Origin of the sequence: Oceanobacillus alkalisoli (assembly GCF_021556485.1) — a bacterium.
In the GTDB taxonomy this organism is placed as follows: Bacteria; Bacillota; Bacilli; order Bacillales; family Amphibacillaceae; genus Oceanobacillus; species Oceanobacillus alkalisoli.
In genome coordinates, this window is sequence record NZ_JAKGBW010000004.1 from 196270 (window position 1) to 212996 (window position 16727).

Below are 16727 nucleotides of genomic sequence, written 5' to 3' on the forward strand. Positions count from 1 at the left end.
GAGTTCGGGCAATAAGAGGCATTAAAAACGACTGGACTCATCATAGCTAGCTAACGATGGCTGTTGATAGCTCCAGCCTCTCCCTCTTCCCCAAACCAAAAACAGCTAAAGAAAAAAGTATGCATCCCCTTTACAAGAGCCTGCATACTTCCTGTTTACTTCGTACCGAATAAACGGTCACCAGCATCACCAAAGCCTGGTACAATATAGCCGTTCTCATTTAAACCTTCATCGATTGCAGCTAGATAAATGTCAACGTCCGGGTGGTCTTCTTTAATAACTTCGACACCTTCTGGGGCACCGATTAAGCACATGAGTTTGATATGTTTCGCACCGCGTTTTTTAAGTGAATGAATGGCGTCGTTTGCTGAACCGCCTGTTGCAAGCATCGGGTCGATTACGATCAGTTCACGCTCCGAAATATCAGACGGAAGCTTGATATAATATTCGACCGGCTTTAATGTTTCGGGATCACGGTAAAGTCCAACGTGTCCTACTTTTGCTGCAGGGATTAGTTTACGTACTCCCTCAACCATTCCAAGTCCGGCGCGAAGGATTGGAATAAGGCCGATCTTTTTCCCAACAAGTTCTTTTGTTTTCGCAACGGTTACAGGCGTTTCTGTTTCCACGTCCATTAAAGGAAGATCTCTTGTGATTTCAAATGCCATTAACATGGCAACTTCATCAACTAGTTCACGAAATTCTTTGGTGCCTGTGTTTTTATCACGGATTTTCGTTAATTTATGTTGAATTAACGGATGATCTAATACGAATACTCTACTCAATTGCAGATCACTCCTTTAAAGTTTTCAAATCTCTAAAAGTATACAGAAAAACAATCAATTATTCAAGTCGGATTAGGTGATTTCGAGAAAATGTTGAATTAATTTTCAGGACGCAATATTTTCCGGGATATTGATGCACAAAAACCGAGGAGGGGATCATCCCTTCCTCGGTTGTTTATTAATTCTTATATAACGGAAAACGTGCGTTCAAGCTGAGGACACGCTGTTTTAATTCTTCAAGAACCTCTTTGTTTTCGTGGTTCTTAAGTGCTGTAACCATAATATCTGCAACTTCTTTGATTTCTTCTTCTTTGAAGCCGCGCGTTGTGACAGCAGCTGTTCCGATACGGACACCGCTCGTGATAAACGGTCCTTCCGTGTCGAATGGAACGGTGTTTTTATTCGTTGTGATTAATACGCTGTCGAGCACTTCTTCTGCATCTTTACCTGTGAATCCAAGTGGCTTCACGTCGAGCAGCAAGAGATGGTTATCTGTACCGCCAGAAACGAGACGGACACCTGCTTTTGATAATTCTTCTGCAAAGACTGCAGCGTTTTTAACAACTTGTTTGGCGTATCCTTTGAAATCATCGGATAATGCTTCTTTGAATGCAGTAGCTTTTGCTGCAATAACATGCATTAATGGACCTCCTTGCATGCCAGGGAATACGGAGCTGTCGATTTTCTTCGCGAATTCTTGTTCACAAAGGATGACACCTCCACGTGGGCCGCGTAACGTTTTATGTGTTGTCGTCGTTACGAAATGGGCATGCGGTACTGGGTTTGGATGAATACCCGCAGCAACAAGACCAGCGATATGAGCCATGTCAACCATCAAGTAAGCATCGACGGCATCCGCGATTTCACGGAATTTCTTGAAATCGATTGTACGGGAATAAGCACTTGCACCGGCCACGATCAGCTTCGGTTTTACTTCTTTTGCTTTAGCTAAAACAGCGTCATAATCGAGCTGTTCATTTTCTTCATCTACACCATACTCTTCAAAATTATACAATTTCCCGCTGAAGTTAACTGGGCTTCCGTGGGTGAGGTGACCGCCATGGTTTAAGTTCATTCCAAGCACGGTGTCTCCAGGGTTCAAAATCGCTGAATAAACAGCCATGTTTGCCTGTGCTCCGGAGTGTGGCTGGACGTTCGCATGATCCGCTCCGAAAAGTTGTTTCACACGGTCACGTGCGAGGTCTTCTGCTACGTCGACATACGTACAACCGCCATAGTAACGTTTCCCCGGATAACCTTCCGCATATTTATTCGTCAAGACAGATCCCATTGCCTCCATGACTGCTTCTGATACGAAGTTCTCGGAAGCAATGAGTTCGATGTTGTCTTGTTGACGTTTCTTTTCATCCTCAATTGCTCGATATAATTCCGGATCCGTATGCTCTAATCCGGTTTGCTTCACTTGTTCCATTGTAGAGTCCCCCCTGTAAGTTGATAAATATGATGAAAAGGACATATATCCTTCCATTAATTGCTTCGACTGTCTTTATAAACGGCACGCTCACCGCCAATTAATTTCGGTCTCGTCCGTGCAAGACCAATTCGGGCTTCCCCGATATACTTCTTACTGAAGCGCAAAGGTACAACGACCGGTTTTAAATGCATGGCAATCATCGTTTCACCAATATCGAGCCCGGCATGGGCTTTTGCCTTAAGTGATTCAACGACGACTGGGTCATCCATATGTTTATAGGCGAAAGATGCCATCGAGCCGCCAGCTTCCGGAACAGGTATGACCGTTACCTCATCAAGGGCGAATGCTTTAGCAGCAGCCCGCTCCACAACGAGAGCACGGTTTAAATGTTCACAGCACTGGAAAGCAAGCTGAATCTTCGTCTCTTGTTTTAAACGGTTCAATTCTCTGAAAATGCGGGCGGCAATATCCTCTGTACCTGCTGTACCGATTTTTTTCCCTGCCACTTCGCTTGTGGAACAACCGATTACGAAAAGCTCATCTTCCTGCAAATACTCAGTCGCAAGCCATTCATCGACGATTTCGCCTAAATCAGTTTTTACTTGTTCGTTTAACGTCATTTTAGGTTCCTCCTTTTTCAGAAAAACAACCATGCTACTACTATACTACTTATTCGCCTTCATAGGAATGGATTTTTTCAATTCTTTTTGCATGACGGTTTCCTTGGAATTCGGTTTCGAGCCAAACTTTGGCAATCTCTCTTCCAAGGGATGGACCGATAACACGCTCCCCCATCGCAAGGACATTGGAATTATTATGTTCTCTTGTTGCGCGGGCACTGAATACATCATGCACTAAAGCACAGCGAATCCCTTTTACTTTATTCGCAGCAATTGACATGCCGATTCCCGTCCCACAAATGAAAATTCCGCGGTCAAACTCTCCACTGGCAATTCGTTCTGCTGCTGGCAGCGCATAATCCGGATAATCGACAGAAGTTGTACAGCTTGCTCCGGCGTCTTCGTATTCAATTCCCATTTCATCCATTAAATCTGCCACTTCACTTCTTAATGTTAGACCTGCATGGTCACCCGTTATTAAAACTTTCATATTGTTTCTTCCTTTCTTTTTTAAAGTTGGAATTGCCGAATTTGTTTCTTCAGTTGATTTGCATGTTCTTCAATCTCTGCTGCAAGGCGGTCGACATCTTCAATGCTTGCCACCTGCTCCTGGATTGCTGCGTTCACTTCCTCGGCACCGGCTGAAGTTTCTTCCGCAATCGCTGCCACTTCCTGGGATTCACGGCTCGTATCTTGAATTGATTGTAACTGTTTGTCGACAAGCTGGGAAATCGTTTCAATTTCAGTTGCTACTTCCATAACAGAACTGGACATTTCTTCAAACGTCTCGTTCGTCTGTTCGCCATTTTTCGCTTCGTTATTGGCAAAAACGACATTTTGATTAATATTTTCGACAACATTTTTCACGTCTACTTGAATCGAACCGATAAGACCTGAGATTTGCTGAACGGCTCCAGCACTTTGGTCAGCGAGCTTCCGGATTTCCTCTGCAACAACGGCAAAGCCTTGTCCATGTTCTCCAGCCCGCGCTGCTTCAATGGAGGCATTAAGTGCAAGGAGATTCGTCTGTTCGGCAATTTCACCAACCATCGAGATGATGGTTTCGACTTGAATCGCATTTTCTTTTAAATTGTTAACACTCGTTAAGGATACTTGCTGTTCTTTTGCAATCCGGTCGATGCCAGAAATGAGGCTGCTCACAACCCGCTTCGTCGTGTTCAATGTGCCAAGCATTTGATTGGATTTACCTTTTGACCCACTTGCCCGGTCTTGGACTTTTATAGCAAGGTCAGAGGCGATTTCGACCGATTCCGCTGTATTTTGAATTGCTACCGATGAATCTTCCGCACCCTTTGAAATCTCGCTGATCGATGTCCCGATCATCTGGGAATGGGTGTGGGCGGTGGTTGAGGATTCCTTCATTTGTACAACCGCTTGATTCGTCTTGTCAAAATTTTCATCAATATTTTGCACGATACTATTTAAATTCGTCAGCATGGCGTTAAATGAGAGGGCCAGGCCGCGGATTTCGTCATTTGACTTCGGAATTTGCACGGTTTGGTTCAAGTTACCTTCCGCTGCAATTGTTGCTGCTTTTTCCAATTTTTCAATTGGTTTCGTAATGAGGCTCGCGAAGAAAAAGGCGAGGATTCCCGACCACGTGATTCCAAGTATAAAGGTAATGACGGTGAACCACTCCAGACTGAATGGGATATAATCTTGGAAAAAGTCATATAGGAAAAAGATAAAAACGAATGAAGTACTGTATGTAATAATCGCTAATGATATCGTAAATAAAACGAGCTTCTTACGGATACTGAATGAATATTTCCTCTCCATTTGCCCTTACTCCCCCTTGATTGATTCTATTTTTTCAATTAGGCGGTCGATTTGATCTTCTAACTCTGCACGAGTCGATCGGTATGCGTGCAAGTCACCACCGTATGGGTCGGAAATATCGTAGTCGTGACTTTCTTCATCTGTATATTCTTTCAATGTGTACAACTTCTCTGTAAAATCCGGATATTCCATGGTGAGCAGTTGTTTATGCTGGCTCGTCATCGTGAGAACAAGTTCTGCCCATTCGAGCAATTCTTCTGTAGCTGGCTGGGAACGGTGATCAAGTGTAATACCATTCTCCTCAAGCGCTTGATAGGTATGGTCACTAGCAGATGCCCCGTCTGCAGCAAAAACTCCCGCTGATTGGACCTCAACCTGTGGATATCTATCACGCAAAATCGCTTCTGCCATCGGACTCCGGCACGTATTCCCTGTACAAACAAATAAAATATTCATTTCTTTTACCCCCAAGAATGATAAAGTGAAACTTCCTTCAGTGAGGGTTCTTTTTCCCTCACTGAAGGTTAGTTGAACGAATCGGGCCGTTACGGGCTGTTGGATCTCCCACTTGGATTAATGAATTTCATAATACGTATTTAATGCTTCACCATGGAAAAGCCGACTTTGGTAATTATGAAATTCATTCAGATATAAGAAGTTTCTTCCATATCTTGATGTGGAAAATTTACAGCCCGTTACACTGCGATAAAGTGAAACTTCCTTTGGTAACACTTACTATCTACCTATAAATATACCACAATCCGAAAGCCACGGACAGAGAAATCAGACAAGGGGTCCGTGCATTTGCAGGATAAATGCACGGACCCCTTGTCCCTTTTCATGCGAGTAGGACAAATAGCCCGAATCCGAAAAGAATGCTTCCGCCAAGGAGTTCGCTGTATCTTCCCAGGAATCCTTGGACGCGGCGCCCGATTAATAAGGCCAAACAAGAAAGCAATGCACTGGAAGCACCGAATAATATAAGAGCAAGTACAACATGGACTCCAGTAATCCCTAAACCAAAGCCGACTGTGAAGCTATCCAGGCTTACGGTAAAGCTGAGAATAAGAAGACCAAACCCAGCAGGTTGGATAATCAATTTCTTTTCTTCGGTAAAAGCGCCAAAAAACATTTGAGCACCGATGAAAACAAGAAGCGCTCCGCCAATCAGCTGAGCATAGCTTTCAAATGGCCCTGCTACCATTTTTCCCATGAGAATTCCTACGAATGGCATGAAAATATGGAACGCCCCGATGACTAAGCTTATCCACAGAATACGTTTCAACCGGATCTGCTGCATGCCGAGCCCGAGACAGACCGAAAAGGCATCAAGCGCAAGAGCTTGAGCCATGAAAATAAGCGTGACAAGTTCGCCAGTTGAAAAGCCCAACAACAATCCCCCCTTGGACATGCTTATACACTATATGCATGTCCAAGGGGGGATATGTGGAAAATTAACAAAGGAGGCAGCAGCTTACGCAAGAAGGAATACAATTCGGCAATGTTTTAGCGCGGTGCGAACGTGCTATTTCCTGCAATATTAGTTATCCACAATACTTTTACGTTTCTATTACGAATGAATTTCATCATTACCAAAGTCGGCTTTCCCATCACCGTATGTAGTTGGCAACGAACCAACTCAACTACATATGGTGATGGTGAAGCATTAAATACGTATTATGAAATTCATTAATTACAACTAAATTATGAGATATAAGCTGTCATCGCTTTTTTCAAGCGGTTCATGATCGCTTGTCCGATGCCCGATTCGGGAAAAACTTCGGAAACCATTAAGTCTGCATCAGACTTTTTGATTTTCCGTAAATTATCATAGAGCTTATTTGCAACATCTTCTAAACTGGATCCGAGGCTCAAGCTTACATCCGCCTCGACAAGTTCGAGTATCGCATCACGTGCGAGAAGTGCCACTTTTTTTCCTTTTTCCCTCTCTTCAGCGATTACCTTTTGAATTTTTTCTGTGTCGCCATCCACAAGCCAAAGCGGAACATCTGGTGAATAATGTTTATATTTCATCCCAGGAGAAGCTGGTTTATCCACAATTTCATTCCTGAGTTCCGTGACAGGGACAATTTTTTCAATCTGTTCTTTCGTAATTCCGCCTGGGCGTAGAATGACGACATCGTTTTCCCGGCAGGAAATGACGGTTGATTCCACGCCAACCCCTGTAGGTCCCCCGTCTACAATCCCAGCAATCCTTCCAGTTAAATCCTCATATACATGGTCTGCTGTCGTCGGACTTGGTTTACCGGAAATATTGGCACTCGGACCAGCGACTGGAAAATTACAGGCTCGAAGCAACTCGAGGGCAACCGGGTGATCTGGGATACGCACAGCGATTGTGGATAGACCGGCCGTCACATTTTCCGCACAAACCCCATTGCTTTCTACCACATATGTTAGCGGGCCGGGCGAGAAGGCAGCAATTAGATCATCCACATAATCGGGCAGGTTATCCACAAGTTGTTGAAATTGTTCCACATTTGCGACATGGGCGATAAGCGGATTATCTTGCGGTCTGCCCTTCGCTGCAAATATTTTCGCAACAGCTGACTGATTTGTTGCATCCGCCCCGAGGCCATATACCGTCTCCGTTGGAAAAGCAACAGTCTCTCCCGCTCTTAGGAGTGCAGCAGCCTCGCTTATGAATTGTTTATTTATCTCCGTTTCGCGTTGTATGTTCCATCGTTTCGTTTCCATTTTGTTAAATCCTCGTTTCTCTTTCATTAACCTTTGCTACTATGTTTCTTAGTTTAGTTGATATTTTCCCATTGTGCAATCTGCTGTATAAACTGCCACTTATCCACAAAATATCCTGTGGAGATTTATCCACAGGAATCTATTAAAAATAAGGGGCGATATAAACGTTTTTAAAATTTAAATGGTTGTTATCAACAAGTTATACACAAGAAAATGTGGAAAAGAAAACAATTGTTCATGAGACTTGGTAACTCCACCAACACCCTGATTTTATAGGCCTTTCAGGGATAATCTGTTTATTTTTTTCCGGTTGGAAATCAAGCGACTCAAGCAGGATATCCACAACCGGTTGATGACTGTGGACATATACGGTCCCTGCTTCTTGTTTACGGGCGATTTGTAATATTGTTTCCAGTAAAATAGGCAATTTTGCAGCATGTGATTGTGTAATATAAAGCTGTTTTAACCAGCATCCACCTGAATCGAGCTCATCCAGAATAAAGCTCGCCTCAATTTGCCCACCTATCTCTACAACAAATCCCTTATCAAAGAGTAACGGTTTATCGAGGCGTTCATTCCTGCTTAGAAATTCATCCAGCTGCTCATAAGTCGCGTGTTTGACGGGCATTACTTTCATTTCGATTCACCTCTACTAGATTTGTTTACTTCCTTTCTGACATATTATGCGTAACGCAGGGAAACTATGACCAACCAAGCCATTCAAAAAGGAAAAATTTAACCTCGGTCTCTTCTTCTGCTTCTTCCTCTTCTAGTTCAGGCTCAGAAACTGGTTCGCCGTCTTTTGCTTCTACTGTTGTCCCGAAGGAGAAGTCGAGAAAACAGAGAGGGGGAAATAACACACACCACCAGTTGGAACCATCACCTTCACCAAGTGTAATTAAAATCGCTTCATACTCACCCGGCGGATAAAGATAATCGCCATAGAGCTTCATTGGAAATGTAATATTGCTGTCGTAATCTACCGTGTACTCCCTATTTTCACCGGAAGCTTGCAAAACTTCCTCGACAAGCTGATCGATTTCAGGCAGACGCTCTTGAATGAGTTCCCGCGCTTCCCCGATATCCGTAATTTCTGCCACCCAGCTGCTTATTACTTCATTAACTTCGTCTCTTACCTTATGCTTGATTTGCTGATCTTCTTCCTGATCACTGTTTGCTAGAATACGGAGGCGAATCGCTTCGTCAGGAATCACTTGATAATCCAGCGTTTCCTCATGTTCTTGATATTTTTGATATTCTTCGGGAGTCCATCCCGCAAGACTTGTGCCCCATATCGTTATTATAAAAATAAAAAATACTAGTTTTTTCATTTTCGGTACCCCTTTTTCAACTGAATTATCCACAGTATGACCAGAGAAACGAAAATTTAAACTAGTATTCTAGTAAAAAGTCTTTTATTTGATTTTTGCCATAATGATACGATTTTTACCGTTAATATCCTGCACGATTTCCGCATTGCTGCCAGGGAAACTTTCCTCCACAAGTTGTTTCACTGCCTCACCTTGCATATGTCCGATTTCAAAAGCGATTAAACTATTTCGGTTCATGAGTGTTGTTGCTTGTTTCATCATTTTTTTATATGCCGCAAGCCCGTCATCTGCTGCGAAAAGCGCAAGTTCAGGATCAAAGTTTTTTACCGTGTCATGAAGCTCTTCCCGTTCCGTTTCAGCAATATAAGGCGGATTTGAAACAAGGATATCCACAGGCAATTGTTCATCTGTGAGCGGTTGTAAAAAATCACCTTCCATAAGCGTAATAGTTGCTCCGAGTCGCGCTGCATTAGTTTGTGCCACTTGCAGTGCTTCCGGTGAAATATCAGTTGCAATCACTTCGGCTTCCGGAAGTTCAAGTGCAAGTGTAATCGCAATAATCCCGCTTCCCGTACCTGCATCAACGATTCTTACCTTTTGATTCTCTCTTGAAGTTACCGCTCTAATCGTATGCTGTACGAGTTCTTCTGTTTCCGGACGGGGGATGAGGACGGATTCGTTCACTTGAAAACGCCGGCCATAAAACTCTTCATATCCAGTAAGATGCTGTAATGGAATGCCTGTATTGGCATGCTTTTCTAAATCCGTTTGAAAAGCTTGATACACTTCACTCGGAATCGTTTCGCGCATATTTGCGAAAAATGCTGATCGGGTAAAACCAAGATGATGCTGGAGGAGCAGCTCGGCAACTCGAGCTTCCCGGTTATTTTCTTCTAAAAAAAGAGAAGCCCATTTCAGGACTTCATATTGTTTTAACTTCATGTTATTCACCAATTTGCTCTAATTTTGCTGTCTGTTCTTCTAAAACAAGTGCTTCGATGAATTCATCGAGTTTCCCATCAAGAATTTGATCGAGTTTTTGAATCGTCAGACTGATACGGTGGTCGGTTACACGGTTTTGCGGGAAGTTATACGTCCGGATCCGCTCTGAACGGTCACCTGTACCAACCGCAGATTTACGGTTTTCATCATATTCGGCTTGCGCTTCTTGCTGATATTTATCGTAAATTCTTGCGCGCAGGACTTTCATCGCTTTTTCTTTGTTTTTAATTTGTGATTTCTCATCTTGAATCGAGACGACAATCCCGGTCGGTTCGTGAGTAAGACGAACAGCTGACATTGTCGTGTTAACACTTTGTCCACCCGGGCCACTTGAGGCAAATGTATCAACACGGATATCTTTATCATGGACTTCCACTTCAACTTCTTCTGCTTCCGGAAGAACAGCTACCGTTGCCGTTGAAGTATGGATTCTGCCGCCGGATTCTGTTTCCGGAACCCGCTGCACGCGGTGGGCACCATTTTCATATTTTAAACGGGAATAAACATCTTTACCATTAATCATGAAAATGATTTCTTTATAGCCGCCGACACCTGTCGAGTTCGCTTCCATCACTTCCGTCTTCCAACCCTTTTCTTCCGCATAACGCGAATACATCCGGTATAAATCACCGGCAAAAAGTGCAGCTTCGTCCCCACCTGCTGCTCCGCGGATTTCCATGATAACGTTTTTGCCATCGTTCGGGTCTTTCGGTAAGAGGAGGACTTTCATATTTTCTTCTAATTGCACAATCTGCTCTTCCAGTTCACCGATTTCCATTTTCACCATTTCTTCCATGTCGCCATCGAGGTCATCTTCGAGCATTTCTTTCGCATCAGAAAGCTCCGTCGATAAACCTTTATATTCCCGATATGCTTGAACAACATCTTCCAGGTCAGATTGTTCTTTTCCGTAATCACGCAATTTATTCGGATCACTTGAAACTTCCGGGTCACTTAATAATTCATTCAATTTATTATAACGATCTTCCAACGCTTGTAAGCGATCTAACATCACGAACACCTCTTTTTGAATTAACACTCTAATTATAGTATACCCAATACAGTTGGTCAAAATATTTTTAAATTGCAGGCGGTGATAAACGATTGGCGGGTGTGGTTGATTGAATATTACTGCTTCTAAACGACGCGAAGTTGTATGGGCTTTTCTTTACGGCAATTATTAGTGCTCTAATCGACTGAAGTAAGAGCGAGGCATGCTTGTATGGGTGATTAGAGCACTTGTAATGAACGAAAGCTATGCGCTTGGCAGCTCGTTCGGGCGTTTAGAACCTTTCAATCAACCGAAGTAAGACGCGAATCGGATCTATTCGGGTGTTTAGATCCTGCTTCATCAAGCGAAGCACAATAATATTGATAATTCCAGCCAATTAAAAATATCTTCACTAAAACTAATGAAATTCATTCAAACAAAAATAAAAGAGCATAACGAAATGCTCTATTTTGTGCTATTTATTAACTTTTTAACGAAACCCATTCTACTCGGTTTGTTCGGTACTTCGTGATGGTGTCTGCATCTTGGTTCGTAAGATTCAGAGGCACCAACGAGGATGACCGGATCATCGTAGGAAGCAGGTTTTCCATTGATTAATCGTTGCGTGCGCGTTGCAGGTGATCCGCAAATCGGGCAGATGGCGTTGAGTTTCGTCACATATTCGCTCATCGCCATTAATCTTGGCATTGGTCCGAATGGTTCACCGCGGAAATCGGTGTCGAGTCCGGCCGCAATGACAAGGATGCCGCGATTGGCAAGTTCATTAATTACCTCGATGATTGATTCATCAAAAAATTGCACTTCATCGACGCCGACAACTTCAACCGTTTCGTCGACATACTTGAATATATCTTCTGCATGTTTGATTGGACGAGCCATAATTGTCGTTCCGTTATGGGATACGACAGACTCTTCATCATACCGGTCGTCAATTGCCGGTTTAAACACGCGAATCTGCATATTTGCATAGGTGGCACGGCGAATCCGGCGTATAAGTTCTTCTGATTTTCCTGAAAACATGCTGCCGCAAATCACTTCGATCCAGCCGCTTTGCTTCATCATATACATGTTCGTTGACCTCTTTTCTTGCGTTAACAGATTGCTTATACAAGTGTATACCAATTTGACGTGTATTTTAACCCTGTTGGAGAAAAATATTAAATTTATTTAGGGTAGGGTAGGATTTAACAATTTTAAAAATAAAAAGACAGGCAAATTGGCTTTCGACATTTTGCCTGTCTTTTTAGTTAATATCAATCTTGGTTCAAGAGCTAGTGACTCGAGACATAAGCAAGGGACTCGAATAGCGGGAAGTTCACCCGCTTTTCGGTCCCTTACTTATGCGTCTGTTTCTAAACAGTCGCCTTACCTTTTTACTAATCTAGGTTCGGCTCCTAGAAACTGCCGTCATAAGCAAGGGACTCGAATAGCGGGAAAGTTCGCCCGCTTTTCGGTCCCTTTGCTTATGCGTCTGTTTCTAAACAGTCGCCTTACCTTTTTACTAGTCCAGCTTCGGCTCCTAGAAACAGTCGCCTCAGCCTTCTATTATTTCATATTATATTTCTTCTTGAATCGGTCTACTCGTCCGCCTACGCGATCGGCTTTTTGTTTGCCTGTGTAGAACGGGTGGGAGTCTGAGCTGATTTCAACTTTGATTAGTGGGTACGTGTTGCCGTCTTCCCATTCAATCGTTTCGTTAGACTCTTTTGTAGAGCCGCTTAAGAATTTGAAATCTGAGCTTGTATCAAGAAAAACTACTTTACGGTATTCTGGATGAATATCCTTTTTCATTTCATTCCACTCCTTTTTGCCCTGAATCCTGTGGAAACAGAGTTATTGTAAGAGCCGTCATAAGTGATAAAAAACTTATCAAAACTCACATAAAAGAATTATACCAGCATCAGTTTAAGTTTGCAATGTTTTTTTGCGGCTTAAAGAATGATTTATCACGCGTTAACGGTCTGTAATACCCGACCTTTAATCATAAAAGAAACCCAAAATGGGAAGGTGAGAAAGCCCCCGCTGCATGAAGTTTCACTTTATCTTTCCGTCCGTTTGATTCCTTTGCGCTTCATTTCCTCTTCCATTTCAGCAAGAAATTCTTCATTTGCTTTTGTGTTTTTGAGTTTTTTCAAGAAGCGTTCGAGAAAATCATTGGAATCTTGCATTGTTCTGCGGAGCGTCCATATTTTATCTAAATGATTTTTATCGACAAGTAATTCCTCTTTCCGTGTACCAGAACGAAGAATATCGATGGCAGGGAAAATGCGACGGTTTGCGAGATTACGATCGAGATGTAATTCCATATTCCCTGTTCCTTTAAACTCCTCATAAATAACGTCATCCATCCGTGATCCCGTGTCGACTAAGGCTGTTGCTAAAATGGTGAAGCTGCCGCCTTCTTCAATATTTCGTGCTGCTCCGAAAAAGCGTTTGGGACGGTGGAATGCTGCAGGATCAATACCACCAGATAACGTCCGTCCACTTGGCGGAATTACAAGGTTATATGCGCGGGCAAGTCGTGTAATACTATCCATCAGCACAATAACATCACGTTTATGCTCAACGAGACGCATTGCGCGTTCCAAGACAAGTTCTGAGACGCGAATATGACTTTCCGGCACTTCGTCAAAAGTAGAACTTACAACATCGACATCTGGTGCAACAGATCGTTCAATATCAGTCACTTCTTCTGGACGCTCGTCCACTAACAAGATAATCAGCTTTGCTTCCGGGTGGTTTTTGGAAATACTATTTGCAATTTCTTTAATAAGCATCGTTTTCCCGGCTTTTGGCGGGGCAACGATCAAGCCACGTTGCCCGTATCCAACTGGTGTCATCAAGTCTATGATTCTTGTTGATAATTTATTAGATTCTGTTTCCAATTTCATAAATCGGTCCGGGTAAAGGGCTGTTAGCGCTGGAAAATGGACACGGTCTTTGGAAGAATCCGGATCTTCGCCATTTACAGCATCTACATGAAGCAGGCCGTAATAGCGTTCATTTTCTTTTGGTGGTCGTACTTTACCAGAGATTTTATCCCCATTCCGAAGATCGAATCTACGAATTTGGGAAGCTGAAATATAAATGTCTTCTGCGCTCGGTGAATAGTTGATCGGACGCAAGAAACCGAATCCTTCCGACGGGATGATTTCCAGAATTCCATCCATGAACAAGAAACCATCCTTTTCCGCTTGCCCTTTTAAGATGGCAAAGATAAGTTCTTTTTTCGTTAATTTCGCATAGTAGGAAATTTTATACTCCTTGGCTAGTGCATATAATTCTTTTAATGTTTTTGTTTCTAACTGGGAAATTGTTAATTCCGCCATACATATATCACGCCTATTCTTTTGTCTTTGGTTTACTATTTATTGTTATATATTATGTCCATTTCTATGGTTGAATGGTGTTCCTGGAAGAAATGAAAAGAAAATTGGAAGTAAGATTGGAAGTGTGCGACTGGCTAGCTTTCATTCTTATTGATAAGAATAACCAAATAACATGTGTTCTAAACATCTCTTATATTACACGTTTGCAGTAGATTATTCAACATCATCTCGTCCATTTACAGTATTCTTTTGCTGAAAATTTTCTTTTGGGGAAAATCAGGAGGAAAGAGGTTGAGACTTCCATTCTAGTCACAACCTCTTCCTAAATATTTCAAGTTCTATTCAGTATCATTCATTACTAGATTCGGTTTTTTAATCAGACTGTGTTCGCCTTGGATGAAACGGACAGTGCCGCTCTTTGCACGCATGACGACGCTTTCGGTTGTTGCCTTGGATCCTTTGAACTGGACACCTTTCAGCAATTCACCATCGGTTATACCAGTTGCAGCGAAGATAGCGTCATCTCCTTTACAGAAGTCATCCATCTTGAATACTTTATTGATGTCTTCAATTCCCATTGTTTTACAACGAGCAAGTTCTTCATCATTTTTCGGCAGCAGTTTCCCTTGAATCTCACCGCCGAGACATTTTAATGCAGCAGCTGCAAGTACACCTTCCGGGGCACCACCGCTTCCGAGTAAAATATCAACACCTGTCCAATCAAAAGCAGTATTAATTGCACCTGCTACGTCACCATCTGCAATCACTTTAATCCTGGCACCTGCTTCACGGATTTCTTGAATGAGCTCGGCATGACGCGGACGCTCAAGCACCGTGACAAGCACGTCTTCGATTTTTTTATTCTTCGCTTCGGCTACACTTCGTAAATTATCGATGACAGGAGCGTTAATATCTATTTTCCCGACTGCTGCCGGACCGACTGCAATTTTATCCATATACATATCCGGGGCATGTAGCAGTGTGCCTTTATCTGCAATCGCAACGACGGACAGTGCATTCCAGGAGCCATGGGCAACTAGAGCGGTACCTTCTAATGGGTCGACAGCAACATCTACCTCAGGACCATCTCCAGTACCGAGTTCTTCTCCAATATAGAGCATTGGCGCCTCGTCCATTTCTCCTTCTCCGATAACGACTTCCCCTTCCATCGGAATCGTATCGAAGACATTTCGCATTGCTGATGTTGCGGCATCATCTGCGTCATTCTTCTCGCCTCTTCCCATCCAGCGGGCGGATGATAGTGCAGCTGCTTCTGTTACTCGAACTAATTCCATTGATAAACTTCTTTCCATCTGTTGTCCTCTCCCCTTCAATAAAATATCCTCATCCCAAAGGGAAATTTTATTTTTCATCAAAAGACTTTACAGAACAGAAATCAATCACTATGAATTCTGCAATTGGATAATTTCTTCTTCTGTCATTTCTTCGCGCCAGATACTGGCACCAAGAGCGGAAAGTTTCTCTGTGATCTGTTCATAACCTCTATCAATATGGTCTACTCCAGTAATCTCTGTAATTCCGTTAGCCATTAAACCAGCGATAATCAGGGAAGCGCCTGCTCGCAGGTCAGATGCTTTCACCTTTGCCCCTTCCAGCTGAACTGGACCAGAGACAATGACCGAACCGCCTTCTACTTTGATAACAGCGTTCATGCGCCTTAATTCATCAATATGCTTTAAACGAGCGGAATAAATCGTATCTGTAATAACACCTGTATCTTCGGCTTTCGTCAACAAAGATGTAAACGGTTGCTGGAGATCGGTTGGAAATCCAGGGTAAACCAACGTTTTGACGTCGACACTGTGCAACTTTTTACATGGTTTAATTAGAAGTTGTTCATCGCTTTCCTCAATGATGACGCCCATTTCGCGCAGCTTGGCGATGAGTGACTCGATATGCTGAGGGATCACATTGTCAATAATGACCTCTTCCCCCTGCGCTGCTGCTGCGATTACGTATGTACCTGCTTCAATCCGGTCAGGGATAATCGTATGTGTACAGCCTCTCAGACTTGGAACCCCTTCAATACGAATGACATCGGTTCCGACGCCTTTGATCTTTGCGCCCATATTACTGAGGAGGGTTGCTACATCAATGATTTCGGGTTCTTTTGCCGCATTTTCAATTACGGTTTTCCCTTTTGCCCTCACCGCTGCAAGCATAATATTAATCGTTGCTCCGACACTGACGACATCCAGATAAATCCTTGCACCGCGCAATTCCTCGGCACGAAGGTAAATGGCTCCCTGTTCATTCGTGACGGTTGCCCCTAATGCTTCAAAGCCTTTAATATGCTGATCAATCGGTCTTGGTCCAAGATAGCATCCACCCGGTAAGCCAATGACGGCTTTTTTAAACTTGCCGAGCATTGCTCCCATGAAATAATAAGAAGCACGGAGTTTTTTCACTTTTCCGTTTGGAAGCGGCATAGCTACCATGTTTTCCGGGTTGATTGTAATATCATTCCCGTTTCGTGTTGTTGTTCCGCCGATTTCTTCTAAGAGGTCGCTTAGGGTGTGTACGTCGGATATGTTTGGCAGGCCTTCAATCGTTACTTCCGAGTCGGCTAAAATTGCTGCTGGAAGTAATGCGACTGCACTGTTTTTTGCGCCACTTACTCTTATTTTTCCGTTAAGCGGATGTCCACCTTCAATTAATATTTTCTGCATATCTT

18 protein-coding genes are annotated in these 16727 nt (G+C 43.1%); all 18 read right to left on the reverse strand.

Annotation, left to right across the window (positions count from 1 at the left end):
• Positions 1-155: 155 nt before the first annotated feature.
• A complete protein-coding gene (gene upp / locus LZD48_RS06175) occupies positions 156-785 on the reverse strand; it encodes a uracil phosphoribosyltransferase (protein WP_235761868.1) in 630 nt (209 codons plus the stop codon).
• Between the two features lie 178 nt (positions 786-963).
• On the reverse strand, positions 964-2217 hold the full coding sequence (gene glyA / locus LZD48_RS06180; RefSeq protein ID WP_235761869.1) for a serine hydroxymethyltransferase: 1254 nt from the start codon (positions 2215-2217) through the stop codon (positions 964-966).
• A gap of 56 nt (positions 2218-2273) precedes the next feature.
• A complete protein-coding gene (locus tag LZD48_RS06185; RefSeq protein ID WP_235761870.1) occupies positions 2274-2840 on the reverse strand; it encodes a TIGR01440 family protein in 567 nt (188 codons plus the stop codon).
• A 49-nt stretch (positions 2841-2889) separates the two neighbouring features.
• A complete protein-coding gene (gene rpiB, locus LZD48_RS06190) occupies positions 2890-3330 on the reverse strand; it encodes a ribose 5-phosphate isomerase B (RefSeq protein WP_235761871.1) in 441 nt (146 codons plus the stop codon).
• Positions 3331-3350: 20 nt separating this feature from the next.
• Positions 3351-4640 (reverse strand): methyl-accepting chemotaxis protein, encoded by a 1290-nt coding sequence (locus LZD48_RS06195; RefSeq protein ID WP_235761872.1) that lies wholly within the window; start codon positions 4638-4640, stop codon positions 3351-3353.
• 6 nt (positions 4641-4646) lie between these two features.
• A complete protein-coding gene (locus LZD48_RS06200) occupies positions 4647-5096 on the reverse strand; it encodes a low molecular weight protein arginine phosphatase (RefSeq protein ID WP_305082616.1) in 450 nt (149 codons plus the stop codon).
• Positions 5097-5213: 117 nt separating this feature from the next.
• Complete coding sequence (locus LZD48_RS06205) at positions 5214-5372, reverse strand: hypothetical protein (protein ID WP_235761874.1); 159 nt, start codon at positions 5370-5372, stop codon at positions 5214-5216.
• A gap of 106 nt (positions 5373-5478) precedes the next feature.
• Entirely contained in the window at positions 5479-6030 is a 552-nt protein-coding gene (locus LZD48_RS06210; RefSeq protein ID WP_235761875.1) for a manganese efflux pump MntP, read from the reverse strand.
• A gap of 314 nt (positions 6031-6344) precedes the next feature.
• Complete coding sequence (locus LZD48_RS06215; RefSeq protein ID WP_235761876.1) at positions 6345-7358, reverse strand: L-threonylcarbamoyladenylate synthase; 1014 nt, start codon at positions 7356-7358, stop codon at positions 6345-6347.
• Between the two features lie 235 nt (positions 7359-7593).
• Positions 7594-7995 carry a GNAT family N-acetyltransferase gene (locus LZD48_RS06220; protein WP_235761877.1) on the reverse strand — a complete coding sequence of 134 codons (402 nt, stop codon included), beginning with the start codon at positions 7993-7995 and terminating at the stop codon, positions 7594-7596.
• A 64-nt stretch (positions 7996-8059) separates the two neighbouring features.
• Positions 8060-8689 carry a stage II sporulation protein R gene (gene spoIIR / locus LZD48_RS06225; protein ID WP_235761878.1) on the reverse strand — a complete coding sequence of 210 codons (630 nt, stop codon included), beginning with the start codon at positions 8687-8689 and terminating at the stop codon, positions 8060-8062.
• 84 nt (positions 8690-8773) lie between these two features.
• A complete protein-coding gene (prmC, locus tag LZD48_RS06230) occupies positions 8774-9631 on the reverse strand; it encodes a peptide chain release factor N(5)-glutamine methyltransferase (RefSeq protein ID WP_235761879.1) in 858 nt (285 codons plus the stop codon).
• Between the two features lies 1 nt (position 9632).
• On the reverse strand, positions 9633-10703 hold the full coding sequence (gene prfA, locus LZD48_RS06235; RefSeq protein WP_235761880.1) for a peptide chain release factor 1: 1071 nt from the start codon (positions 10701-10703) through the stop codon (positions 9633-9635).
• A 444-nt stretch (positions 10704-11147) separates the two neighbouring features.
• Positions 11148-11771 carry a thymidine kinase gene (locus LZD48_RS06240; protein ID WP_235761881.1) on the reverse strand — a complete coding sequence of 208 codons (624 nt, stop codon included), beginning with the start codon at positions 11769-11771 and terminating at the stop codon, positions 11148-11150.
• A 477-nt stretch (positions 11772-12248) separates the two neighbouring features.
• Positions 12249-12494 (reverse strand): type B 50S ribosomal protein L31, encoded by a 246-nt coding sequence (locus LZD48_RS06245; protein WP_188855793.1) that lies wholly within the window; start codon positions 12492-12494, stop codon positions 12249-12251.
• Between the two features lie 248 nt (positions 12495-12742).
• Positions 12743-14032: a transcription termination factor Rho gene (gene rho, locus LZD48_RS06250; RefSeq protein ID WP_235761882.1), complete on the reverse strand. Its 1290-nt coding sequence runs from the start codon at positions 14030-14032 to the stop codon at positions 12743-12745.
• Positions 14033-14370: 338 nt separating this feature from the next.
• The gene (gene glpX, locus LZD48_RS06255) at positions 14371-15345 is read right to left on the reverse strand and encodes a class II fructose-bisphosphatase (protein WP_235761883.1); all 975 of its coding nucleotides are present in this window, start codon (positions 15343-15345) and stop codon (positions 14371-14373) included.
• A 90-nt stretch (positions 15346-15435) separates the two neighbouring features.
• A complete protein-coding gene (gene murA, locus LZD48_RS06260; protein ID WP_235761884.1) occupies positions 15436-16722 on the reverse strand; it encodes a UDP-N-acetylglucosamine 1-carboxyvinyltransferase in 1287 nt (428 codons plus the stop codon).
• Positions 16723-16727 lie beyond the last annotated feature (5 nt).

Bases quoted from the DNA above. Each gene is read 5' to 3' on its own strand.
- glyA (WP_235761869.1), bottom strand. From the start codon at position 2,217: ATGGAACAAGTGAAGCAAACCGGATTAGAGCATACGGATCCGGAATTA.
- prfA (WP_235761880.1), bottom strand. From the start codon at position 10,703: ATGTTAGATCGCTTACAAGCGTTGGAAGATCGTTATAATAAATTGAAT.
- prmC (WP_235761879.1), bottom strand. From the start codon at position 9,631: ATGAAGTTAAAACAATATGAAGTCCTGAAATGGGCTTCTCTTTTTTTA.
- LZD48_RS06245 (WP_188855793.1), bottom strand. From the start codon at position 12,494: ATGAAAAAGGATATTCATCCAGAATACCGTAAAGTAGTTTTTCTTGAT.
- murA (WP_235761884.1), bottom strand. From the start codon at position 16,722: ATGCAGAAAATATTAATTGAAGGTGGACATCCGCTTAACGGAAAAATA.
- rho (WP_235761882.1), bottom strand. From the start codon at position 14,032: ATGGCGGAATTAACAATTTCCCAGTTAGAAACAAAAACATTAAAAGAA.
- LZD48_RS06220 (WP_235761877.1), bottom strand. From the start codon at position 7,995: ATGAAAGTAATGCCCGTCAAACACGCGACTTATGAGCAGCTGGATGAA.
- LZD48_RS06200 (WP_305082616.1), bottom strand. From the start codon at position 5,096: ATGAATATTTTATTTGTTTGTACAGGGAATACGTGCCGGAGTCCGATG.
- LZD48_RS06240 (WP_235761881.1), bottom strand. From the start codon at position 11,771: ATGTATATGATGAAGCAAAGCGGCTGGATCGAAGTGATTTGCGGCAGC.
- LZD48_RS06185 (WP_235761870.1), bottom strand. From the start codon at position 2,840: ATGACGTTAAACGAACAAGTAAAAACTGATTTAGGCGAAATCGTCGAT.
- spoIIR (WP_235761878.1), bottom strand. From the start codon at position 8,689: ATGAAAAAACTAGTATTTTTTATTTTTATAATAACGATATGGGGCACA.
- LZD48_RS06215 (WP_235761876.1), bottom strand. From the start codon at position 7,358: ATGGAAACGAAACGATGGAACATACAACGCGAAACGGAGATAAATAAA.
- rpiB (WP_235761871.1), bottom strand. From the start codon at position 3,330: ATGAAAGTTTTAATAACGGGTGACCATGCAGGTCTAACATTAAGAAGT.
- LZD48_RS06195 (WP_235761872.1), bottom strand. From the start codon at position 4,640: ATGGAGAGGAAATATTCATTCAGTATCCGTAAGAAGCTCGTTTTATTT.
- glpX (WP_235761883.1), bottom strand. From the start codon at position 15,345: ATGGAAAGAAGTTTATCAATGGAATTAGTTCGAGTAACAGAAGCAGCT.